Consider the following 10,121-nt stretch of genomic DNA (forward strand, 5'->3'; position numbering starts at 1 on the left):
CACGCCTGGACGGCCACGAGGAGCGGGGTCACGACCAGCAGGGCGGGCACGAGCAGGGCGAGCGTCGCCGGGGAGGCGGCCTGCCCGGCCAGCGGCAGGGCGGTTCCCGCCACGAGCGGCAGCCCGGCCATCAGGACGGCGGTCAGGGCGAAGGACTGCCACGGGCGCCCCGCCCGTCCGACGAGCCCGCGGGCCCGCTCGTACGGCGGCCCGGTCAGCCGGAGCGCGGCGAACCCCAGCCCGTGGGCGGCGAACAGGGCGGCGACGGCGAGAGCGGTCAGGGCGGCCGTGGGGCCCGTGGCGGGGGCGTACGGCCTGCCGGTCAGCAGGGCCGCGAGCAGCCAGCCCCAGGACAGGGCGACGGTCCAGCTGCCGCAGGTCACCGCGGTGTCGCAGCCCGCGCGCCAGCGCGGCCCCGGGCCCCGGCCGCGTGACCAGAGCCCCGCGTCCCGGACCACCCAGCCGGTGAGGAGCGCGACGAACACGGGGAACTGAGCGCTCATCAGCTCCCCTTCGAGCGCGGGGAAGCAACCCACGAGGACCCCGGCGGTGGCCACCAGCCAGACCTCGTTGCCGAGGAAGAAGGGGGCGAAGGAGGCGAGGACGAGGCGCCGTTCGCCGTCGTCCCGGCCGAGCCAGGGGGTGAGCATGCCGGTGCCGAGGTCCGCGCCCGCGAGCACGAACCAGCCGGCGGCGAAGAAGCCGAGCAGGATGACGGCCAGGATGTCCACGGGGCTGGGCTCCTCGGTGGGCAGGGGCAGGGGCAGGGGCGGGCAGCGGGCAGGCGTCCGCTCAGTAGCGCGGCGCGGGCAGCGCGTCGGCGGGATCCGGAACCCCGGCGGCCGGCGTCTCCCGCCGCCCGAGTCCGACGGTGTCGGCGGGGCCGCGCCGGGCGTGCCGGGCGAGCAGCCAGGCGTTGAGCAGGGCGAGCAGGACGAACAAGGTGGTGAAGACGGTGAGCGAGAGGCGCATGGTCCCGGGGGAGAGGTCGGAGACCGCGTCCTCGGTCCTCAGGAGGCCGTACACGACCCAGGGCTGCCGGCCCGACTCCCGGAAGACCCACCCGGCGGTCATCGCCAGATAGGGCAGCGGGACGGCCGCCATCAGGACGACGTGCCAGAGCCGGAACCGGAAAACGGTCTTCCGGAAGCAGGCCAGGACGACCCCGGCGAAGCACAGGTACATCATCAGGGCGAAGCTGACCAGCATGAGCAGACCGCCGCCCCGGGTCCACGCCTCCGAGGGCACGTAGTCGCCCGGCCCGAAGCGCGCCGACAGCTCCGCCTGAAGCCGGGCGATCTCGGCGGTCCGCGCGCCGAACACCGCCGACTTCATCGGCTGGAAGGTGGCGAGGCTCGCGAACTGGAGCCCTCCGAAGGCGGCGGTCACCAGCAGCGCCGGCGCCGACAGGAACACCCCGATCCGCAGGCTCCGCCCGAAGAACCGCCACTCCGGGCTGCGCCGGAAGAGGTGGTACGCGCTCACCCCGGCCATGAAGAACCCGGCCGTGAGCAGCGCGCCGGCGAGGACGTGGCCGAAGGCGAGGAGCGCGGAGGGGTTCGTCAGGACCGCGACCGGGTCGTCGAGGACGAGCTCGCCGCCCTCGGAGGCGTACCCCACCGGATGGTTGAGGAAGCCGTTGGAGACGAGGATCCAGTACGCGGACAGGTACGCGGTGAGGACGACGACCCAGATCGCGGCCAGATGGGCCCAGCGGTTGAGCCGGTGCCAGCCGAAGATCCACAGGCCGAGGAAGGTCGACTCCACGAAGAAGGCCACGATGGTCTCGACGGCGAGCGAGGCGCCGAGAACGTTGCCCGCCTCGTGGGTGAGGCCGCTCCACGCCATGCCGAACTGGAACTCCATGACGAGCCCGGTGACGATCCCGACCGCGTAGTTGATCACGTACAGCTGACCCCAGAAGCGGACCATCCGGGCGTCCAGCGGTGTGCCGCCGAGCGTCGCCTTCGTCTGGAGCACGGCGACGACGGTCGCGAGTCCCAGGGTGAGGGCGACGAAGAGGAAGTGTCCGCCGGCGGTGAGGGCGAACTGCAGCCGCGCGAGATCGAGTACGTCCTGATGCACACCGTCAGCGTCGGCGCACGGGCCGGGCCGGCGCGTCGGCCCGGGGTGGACACCCGGCGTACACCAGGAGTTGCGTCCGGCCGGACCGGCGTACCCCCTGAGTTGTGGGCGGGAGGCTCGGGAGCGGCGGCGGACCCGGTGGTCAGGCCAGCCAGCCCGGTGTGATCATCCCCGACTCGTACGCGAGGATGACCAGCTGGGCGCGGTCGCGGACGCCCAGCTTCGTCATGATGCGGCTCACATGGGTCTTCGCGGTCGCGGGCGACAGCACCAGCCGGCCGGCGATCTCGTCGTTGGACAGCCCCGCGCCCACCAGGCCGAGCACCTCGCGTTCGCGCTCGGTGAGGGCGTTCAGGCGGGGGGCGGGATCGGGCCGCCGGCCGATCCGCCCGGCGAACTCGGCGATCAGCCGACGGGTCACGGCCGGGGCGATCAGCGCGTCGCCGCGCGCGACCACCCGTACCGCGTGCAGCAGTTCCATCGGTTCGGTGTCCTTGACGAGGAAGCCGGAGGCGCCGGCGCGCAGCGCCCCGTACACGTGGTCGTCCGCGTCGAAGGTCGTCAGGACGACCACCCGGACCTCCGCGAGGTCCTCGTCCGAGGTGATGCGGCCGGTCGCCGCCAAGCCGTCGAGCACCGGCATCCGGATGTCCATGAGGACGACGTCCGGTCGTCGTTCCCGGGCGAGCGCGACGGCCTGCTCGCCGTCCCCCGCCTCGCCGACCACCTCGATGTCCTCCTCGCCGGAGAGGATCGACCGGAACCCGGCCCGGACCAGGGTCTGGTCGTCGGCGAGCACGACACGGATCATCGGGGGTCCTCCTCGGAGGCGGGGACGGGCGGTGGGGCGACGGGGGTCCCGGCGGGCGGGCGGAACGGCAGCCGGGCGTCCACCAGGAAGCCGCCGCCGGGCACGGTACGGGCGGTGAGCTCTCCCCCGAACGCCCGCGCCCGCTCCGTCATGCCCCGGATGCCGCTGCCCAGTGGCCGGCCCTCGGGCGCGCCCTCCCCGTCGTCCCGGATCCGGAGCCGCACCGACTCGGCGCCCCATTCCACGGTGACCGTCACCGTACGGGCGTCCGCGTGCCGGGTGACGTTCGTCAGGGACTCCTGCACGATCCGGTACGCGGCCAGGTCGACGGGCGGCGGCAGCGGTACGGGTGTGCCGACGGCCTCCGTACGGACGTCGAGGCCCGTGGCGCGGGCCCGCTCGGCCAGGTCGTCCAGGAGGGCGAGGCCGGAGGCGGGGGCGGTCGGAGTGGACTCGTCGGCCCGGCGCAGCACCCCGAGGGTGGCGCGGAGCTCGCGCAGCGCGTCCTTGCTGGTGGCCTTCACCGCCTCCAGGGCCTCCGTGGCGGTGGCGAGGGCGGTCTCGGGCGCGGGCCCCTTGGCGAGCCGGTGCAGGGCCGCGCCCGACTGGACGTTGATGAGGGAGACGGTGTGGCCGAGGACGTCGTGCAGTTCGCGGGCGATCCGCAGCCGCTCCTCGGTGGCGCTCTGCCGGGCGCGCGCCTCCTGCTCCCGCTCGGCCGCCAGGACCCGCTGCTCCACCTCGTGCAGATAGGCCAGCCGGGTGCGCTGGGCGCGGCCCACCGCGACCAGGCTGATCAGCCAGCCGGCCAGCATGGCGAGCGAGGTGTCGTCGATCTGCCGGTGGCCGGGCTGCTGGCGGATCTCGCCGACGCCGACCGCGAGGAGGGTGACGGCGGCGAGCGCGACGGCGGCGGCGAACCTGCCCTCGGCGGCCGTCGTGTACAGCGCGACCGCGAAGCTGATCATGAGCGGCCCGTCCTGCGCGGTCAGCGGGTAGTAGACCACGCAGGCGAGGAGCGTCGCGGCGGCCACGGCGACGGGCCGCAGGCGCCGGAGGTACAGCATCCCGCAGGCCGCCACGAGCAGTGCCCAGCCGAGGGCCGTACGCAGCGGCGGTTCGCCCGCGCTCCGTGCGCCGACCAGCGTCCAGACCGCCACGACCAGGAGGACGAGGCCCGCCACGAGGGCATCGGCGGCCCGCGGCGGGAGGCGGTGGCCGCCGGCGGCGCGCAGGGGGAGGGGCATGCGTCGAAGGATAGGCGGCGGGGGGAGACGGGGCCCGCCGCTCCCCGGTATATTCAAAAAGGTGAATAGGTGCGAAGGTGATAGTGGGTCGGGAGCCTACGGGCGCTACGTCGCACTGGGCGACAGTCAGACGGAAGGCGTGGGGGACGGCGACGACACCCTCGGCCTGCGCGGCTGGGCGGACCGGCTCGCCGAACTGCTGGCCCGGCGGAACCCGGACCTGCGGTACGCCAACCTGGCCGTACGGGGCCGGCTCGCCGGCCAGGTGCGCGCCGGGCAGCTCGGCCCCGCCCTCGCCCTGCGGCCGGACCTCGCGACCGTCGTCGCCGGCGTCAACGACCTGATGCGGCCCCGGTTCGACGCGGACGAGGTGGCCGGCCATCTGGAGGCGATGTTCGCCGAACTGACCGCGCACGGCGCCCGCGTGGCGACGCTCACCTTCCCCGACGTCGGCAGGCTGATGCCCCTCGCCCGGCCGCTCGGCCCCCGCGTCCAGGCCCTCAACGCGCGCATCCGGCAGGCCGCCGACCGGCACGGCGTCGTCGTCGCGGAGACGGCCGGCCCTCCCGTCGTCACCGATCCGCGGCTGTGGAGCCCCGACCGGCTGCACGCCTCCCCGCTCGGCCACGCCCGCATCGCGGCGGCCGTCGCCCACGCCCTCGGCCTGCCCGGCAGCGACGACTCCTGGACGCACCCGCTGCCACCGCCGCCGGCCCCGCTGCCCTCCCCCCTCGCCGCCCTCGGCGCCGAACTGCGGTGGACGGGCACCTTCCTGGGCCCCTGGCTCGGCCGCCGCCTGCGCGGCCGGTCCTCCGGCGACGACCGCCACGCCAAGCGACCGGAACCGCTCCCGGTGACCGGGGGCTGAACGGAGGGGAGACGCGGGGGCGTTGTCGTCCGCGACGGCGTCCACCACCCCGATCTGGAGGTGCGGGACCTCGCCCGCGCCCTGGCGGCCCTGGTCTCCGGTGGGCCCGCGGGTCAGGGGACGGTCGTCGGCGGCGGGGTCCACCGGTGGGTGGGGGGCACGGTGCCCGGGACGTCGTAGTCCTTCCTCAGTTCCTCGGGGATGGCGTAGTGCATGACGCGGCCACGGGTCAGGGAGGACAGCTCGAAGACCGTGGTGAGGTGGCCGAGGCGGTCCAGGGCCCAGGCACCGAGCGGGAAGCGGTCCTCGACGGTCTCCAGGACGCCGAGGAGGTGCGGCACCGCCTTGACGAGGGTGTCCCAGCGGGTGCGCGGCACGTCGAGCCAGTCCGCGCAGGTGTCGCCGACGAGGTGACGGATCAGGGCCGAGACGATCGGGTCGAAGAAGGTGCCGGGCACGACCTCCTCGTACAGGTCGATCAGCTGGCGGGTCAGCCGCACGCCCTCCTCGGAGGGGCCCATGTGCCGGATCATGTACAGGTCGAGGAACTGCCGCGCCTCCTCGAGGGTCTTGGGGACGGCGTCCTGGTCGACGCCGAGCATCGCGCCGACCACCCGCCACGCGTAGTAGTAGGCCCGCGCCCCCTCCGTCGACATGTGGATGCCGAGGCGGTGGAGGCTGTCCAGGACCAGCATCGAGAAGAACATCTGCCCGCCGAGCATGTCCTCCTGGCAGATCGGCGTGCCGAGCGCGGCGGTGTCCCACCGGTTCTCCCGCAGGAGGTGATGGCGGATGGAGGCGTGCAGGAGACGGACCTTCTGGGCGGCCGGGATGAAACGGCTGCCGGCCTCGAAGGCGTCCGGCTGCATCAGGTAGACGGTGAACTGGCCCGTCTCCGCCATCCGCTTGGAGGGGTAGTTCAGGCCGTGCGCCGCCGAGAGCAGCTTCGCCACGTGCGGGACGACGTAACAGGCGGGCATGGCGGCGAAGGAGAGGGCCGTGGAGATGTGCACGTTGTTGTCGATGAAGAACAGCCGCGCCCTCTCCATCTCCGCCCAGTCGACCCAGGTCGGCGGGGTGCGGGTGGCTTCCAGGTACTCCCGCGCGACGTCGGGCAGCCCCTCGGGGAGGGGCGCGCCCGCGGTGGAGACGTACCGCATGAGGGTGTTGAACGTGCCCACCTGGCCGCTCTCGAAGAGTGCGGCGACGGTCGCGTCGGCGAGTTCGTCACCGGCCTGGCGCAGGGCGGCCATCGACGCCTCGGTGTAGGTCACGGAAGGGGGCTCCTCGTCTGGAACGGGACCGGCACGTGGTGCGGGACGGGATGGGCCGGCGGTGCGGATGTGCGGGGCGGGTGCGGCGGTACGGGAGGGGTGGCGGGGCCGGGGAGTCGTCCGGGGCGGCGGGATCGTCCGGGCGCGGGCCGGCAGGGGTCGGCGCGGGGTCAGGCCAGGCGGACCGCCACGGAGCGGGCCAGGGCGGTCAGGGCGGTGGCGGCACGCGCGGGCAGCACCAGGTCGTGGAGGGCGCCGAGCGCCTCCTCGACCCGGGCGCCGATCATGTCCTCCACCCGGTCGGGCGACTTCAGCCGTCGCATCACCCCGCGGACGGTCTCCAGCGCCTCCCCGTCCGGATGCCGGCCGAGGAGGGCGCGCAGCCGCTCCCGGTCCTCGTCGCCGGCGAGGCGCCAGGTCTCCGCGAGAAGGGCCGTGGGCCGGTGGCCCCGGACGTCGTCGGTGCCGGCCTTCCCGGTCACGGCCGGGTCGCCGAACAGGCCGAGCAGGTCGTCGCGCAGCTGGAAGGCCTCGCCGAGCGGCAGCCCGTACGCCGAGTAGCCCTCGCGGAGCCGCGCGCCGGCCCCGGCGAGGGCGCCCCCGATCAGCAGGGGCTGTTCGACGGTGTATTTGGCGGTCTTGTAGCGGATCACCTTCAGCGACATCTCCGTGTCGTGGACGGCTCCGGTACGGAGGATCTCCAGGCACTCGCCCGCGATGAGCTCCCGGGCCATCACGGTCCACAGCGGGCGGGCGCGGCCCAGATAGGCGGCGGGCAGACCGCAGGTGGCGAACAGCTGCCCGGCCAGCGCCATCAGCAGGTCGCCCACGAGCATCGCGAGCGACCGCGCGGCGGCGTCGGTGCCGGCGCCGCCGCGGAGGTCGTCCGGGGGACGGTTCCGTACGGCTCCGCGCAGGGCGACGTGGACGGTGGGCCGCCCGTGCCGCAGGGCGCTGTCGTCGATCAGGTCGTCGTGGACGACGGCGGCGGCGTGCACCAGCTCCATGGACGCCGCCGCCCGTACCAGCGCGTCGCTGTCCGGCTGGCCGGCCGCGCGCCAGCCCCAATAACAGAACGCCGCCCGCAGCCGCTTGCCGTCCGCGACGGCGGCCTCCAGCTGGGCGGCGACCGGCGCGAGGGCCGGGTCGATCTCGGCGAACCGGTCGGCCTCCTCGGCGACGAACCGGCGCAGGACCTTGTCCACGCGGGCCTTGAACGCGGCCGGCTCCCACCGGTCAGACGTCATCGCCGGTCCGCTCCCGGGCGGCCAGGGCGTGCCGGGCCAGCACCTCCAGGTGGGGCGGCGGCGCCGCGGCGTACCGGTCGAGCACGAGTCGTCCGCGCGCGGCGAGGTCCTGCTCGGCCTGCGCCGCCAGCTCCGTGGCGTCCGAGCGGCGCAGCAGCCCCCGTACGGTCCCCAGAGCCGTGCCCAGGGCGCTCACCGCCAGATGGGCCAGCCCGGCCGCCACCAGCACGGCCTGCTCGTCCGGACCGCGCCGTCCCGCTTCTCGCATGTCGCCTTCCGTCCCGCATGTCGGGGCGGCACCGGTCGCGCCGCCGCCTCAGAGCATCGCGCGGGGCGGGGGGAGAACGCGGCGGAACTCACGATCGGGTGATCTCGCCGTTCGGCCGTACGGGTGGGTGAGCGCGGGGGTTCCGGCGCCGTCGGACCGGGAGGCCCGCCGTGTCAACGGCTCCGGAGGCCGGCGCGCGGGAGTTCGATCCAGACGTCGGCGGGGCCGACCACGGCGCGCCTGTCGGTCGGACGCAATCCTGTGCGGGCACAGGAGTAGGCCACGGGTTCGTGCCGGTAGAGGTACGAGGCCAGCACTTCGGAGGGGCTGTCGTGCACGTCCGGTCCTCCGCCGGGGTGCAGGTCGCCGCCTTCCATCCTGCCGTCGCGGGCGATGCCGCCCTGGTTGCCGCTCTTGGGGTTGGCGTAGAGGCCGTAGCAGACCGTTCCGGCGGACAGCCGGGTCAGCACGCCCGGCATCTGCGGCGCGTACCCCCAGGGCTGGGTGACGACGCAGCCGCCCGGCACGGACGTCACGCCGACGATCCTCAGGGTCTCGTCCATGTCGTACGCGTACGGGTCCTCCCTCAGCTCGTCGACGAAGTCGTCGTCCACGGGCCGCCCGTCGAGACGGCGCACGGCTTCCTCCGCGTCGATCCCGGCCACGCAGGCGAGGCCCGTCCCGTCGACGGGGAAGACGCCCAGGGCCGCGGTGAGCCGCCGGGCCTCCTCCGCGGCCGCCCGCTCGGCGCCGGTCAGACGTATCCCCTCCGGCGCCGGGAAAAGGTCCGGCGTCGGCCCGGCCAGGCTCAGCCGGCCCGGCGACCAGCCGCCGATCGACTCGCGCCAGGGGTCGGCCCCGGCGGCGGCGAGGACGCGCGCGTTCTCCGGTCTCCTGGACATGACGGCCTCCCACAGGGCCGTCACGCCGTTCTCCAGGGCGTCCACGTCCGCCACGCGGGCGGCCAGCTCGGCCACGACCTCCGGGGACCCGTACAGCGCGGCCCGGTGCAGCGGGCGGCCCCCGGGCCACCGCTCCGGGTCCGCACCCGCGTCGAGACGACGGCGGATGCCTTCGGCATCCGTCCAGTCCCAGCCCATCCCGGCCCAGCCGCCACTGTCTCCGGTCACCGTTCCCCCTGTGATGTCGTCCGCGTCGCACCCACGCTCGCACACGGGTCGGACAACGGCCCCGTGACGCGGTTCGGCGGCGGTGACGGCCGGGGTGGGGAGGGGCGCGCCGTTCCGCCCGGACCCTGCGTGGCGCGCTTGACACTAAAATCGAACATGCTTTCTCATGAGGGTCCGGCCCCTGGAATCACGGGCTCGCCGCCGAGTTGTCCACAGGCCGGAGGGGACGCCGGGGCCCATTGTCAGTGGCAGGGGTTAGCGTCTTTCACATGAAGCGATCGACTCAAGCAAACCGGGTGGAACCCATGGCAGGAACCGACCGCGAGAAGGCGCTCGACGCCGCGCTCGCACAGATTGAACGCCAATTCGGCAAGGGCGCCGTGATGCGCATGGGTGACCGGACCCAGGAGCCGATCGAGGTGATCCCCACCGGATCGACCGCCCTCGACGTCGCCCTCGGCGTCGGCGGCCTGCCGCGCGGCCGTGTCGTGGAGATCTACGGCCCCGAGTCCTCCGGTAAGACGACCCTGACCCTGCACGCCGTGGCCAACGCGCAGAAGGCCGGCGGCCAGGTCGCCTTCGTGGACGCCGAGCACGCCCTCGACCCCGAGTACGCCCGCAAGCTGGGCGTCGACATCGACAACCTCATCCTGTCCCAGCCGGACAACGGTGAGCAGGCGCTCGAGATCGTCGACATGCTGGTGCGCTCCGGCGCGCTCGACCTGATCGTCATCGACTCCGTCGCCGCGCTCGTCCCGCGCGCGGAGATCGAGGGCGAGATGGGCGACTCGCACGTCGGTCTCCAGGCCCGCCTGATGAGTCAGGCGCTCCGGAAGATCACCAGCGCGCTCAACCAGTCCAAGACCACCGCGATCTTCATCAACCAGCTCCGCGAGAAGATCGGCGTGATGTTCGGCTCGCCGGAGACCACGACCGGTGGTCGCGCCCTGAAGTTCTACGCCTCCGTGCGCATCGACATCCGGCGCATCGAGACCCTGAAGGACGGCACCGAGGCGGTCGGCAACCGCACCCGCTGCAAGGTCGTCAAGAACAAGGTCGCGCCCCCCTTCAAGCAGGCCGAGTTCGACATCCTCTACGGCCAGGGCATCAGCCGCGAGGGCGGCCTGATCGACATGGGCGTGGAGCACGGCTTCGTCCGCAAGGCCGGCGCCTGGTACACGTACGAGGGCG

The 10,121-nt window shown here is 74.0% G+C and carries 10 protein-coding genes; 2 read left to right on the plus strand and 8 right to left on the minus strand.

Features of this window, described 5'->3' with window-relative positions:
* From RIF68_RS15400 to RIF68_RS15415, 4 genes are all read right to left on the minus strand, one after another.
* The coding region (locus RIF68_RS15400; RefSeq protein ID WP_309051812.1) for a cytochrome d ubiquinol oxidase subunit II at window positions 1–731 on the minus strand (731 nt) is incomplete at its 3' end.
* Between the two features lie 61 nt (window positions 732–792).
* A complete protein-coding gene (locus RIF68_RS15405; RefSeq protein WP_309051813.1) occupies window positions 793–2,085 on the minus strand; it encodes a cytochrome ubiquinol oxidase subunit I in 1,293 nt (430 codons plus the stop codon).
* A 142-nt stretch (window positions 2,086–2,227) separates the two neighbouring features.
* The gene (locus tag RIF68_RS15410) at window positions 2,228–2,896 is read right to left on the minus strand and encodes a response regulator transcription factor (RefSeq protein ID WP_309051814.1); all 669 of its coding nucleotides are present in this window, start codon (window positions 2,894–2,896) and stop codon (window positions 2,228–2,230) included.
* On the minus strand, window positions 2,893–4,143 hold the full coding sequence (locus tag RIF68_RS15415; protein ID WP_309051815.1) for a sensor histidine kinase: 1,251 nt from the start codon (window positions 4,141–4,143) through the stop codon (window positions 2,893–2,895). The genes RIF68_RS15410 and RIF68_RS15415 overlap by 4 nt, the downstream gene beginning before the upstream one ends.
* A 61-nt stretch (window positions 4,144–4,204) precedes the next feature.
* Between RIF68_RS15415 and RIF68_RS15420 the strand changes: the two genes are divergently transcribed.
* A complete protein-coding gene (locus RIF68_RS15420) occupies window positions 4,205–5,011 on the plus strand; it encodes an SGNH/GDSL hydrolase family protein (protein ID WP_309051816.1) in 807 nt (268 codons plus the stop codon).
* Between the two features lie 113 nt (window positions 5,012–5,124).
* On the opposite strand, the gene RIF68_RS15425 is transcribed toward RIF68_RS15420, so the two are convergent.
* From RIF68_RS15425 to RIF68_RS15440, 4 genes are all read right to left on the minus strand, one after another.
* The gene (locus RIF68_RS15425; protein ID WP_309051817.1) at window positions 5,125–6,285 is read right to left on the minus strand and encodes an oxygenase MpaB family protein; all 1,161 of its coding nucleotides are present in this window, start codon (window positions 6,283–6,285) and stop codon (window positions 5,125–5,127) included.
* A gap of 170 nt (window positions 6,286–6,455) precedes the next feature.
* On the minus strand, window positions 6,456–7,532 hold the full coding sequence (locus RIF68_RS15430; protein ID WP_309051818.1) for a polyprenyl synthetase family protein: 1,077 nt from the start codon (window positions 7,530–7,532) through the stop codon (window positions 6,456–6,458).
* Complete coding sequence (locus tag RIF68_RS15435; protein ID WP_309051819.1) at window positions 7,522–7,800, minus strand: polyprenyl synthetase; 279 nt, start codon at window positions 7,798–7,800, stop codon at window positions 7,522–7,524. Before RIF68_RS15435 ends, RIF68_RS15430 begins: the two co-directional genes overlap by 11 nt.
* A 173-nt stretch (window positions 7,801–7,973) precedes the next feature.
* On the minus strand, window positions 7,974–8,930 hold the full coding sequence (locus RIF68_RS15440) for an ankyrin repeat domain-containing protein (protein ID WP_309051820.1): 957 nt from the start codon (window positions 8,928–8,930) through the stop codon (window positions 7,974–7,976).
* Window positions 8,931–9,235: 305 nt separating this feature from the next.
* On the opposite strand from RIF68_RS15440, the gene recA reads away from it, so the two are divergent.
* Window positions 9,236–10,121 (plus strand): recombinase RecA (gene recA / locus RIF68_RS15445; RefSeq protein ID WP_309051821.1); only part of this gene is annotated, 886 nt, incomplete at its 3' end.

The organism is Streptomyces sp. (genome assembly GCF_031178505.1).
Taxonomy (GTDB): Bacteria; Actinomycetota; Actinomycetes; order Streptomycetales; family Streptomycetaceae; genus Streptomyces; species Streptomyces gulbargensis.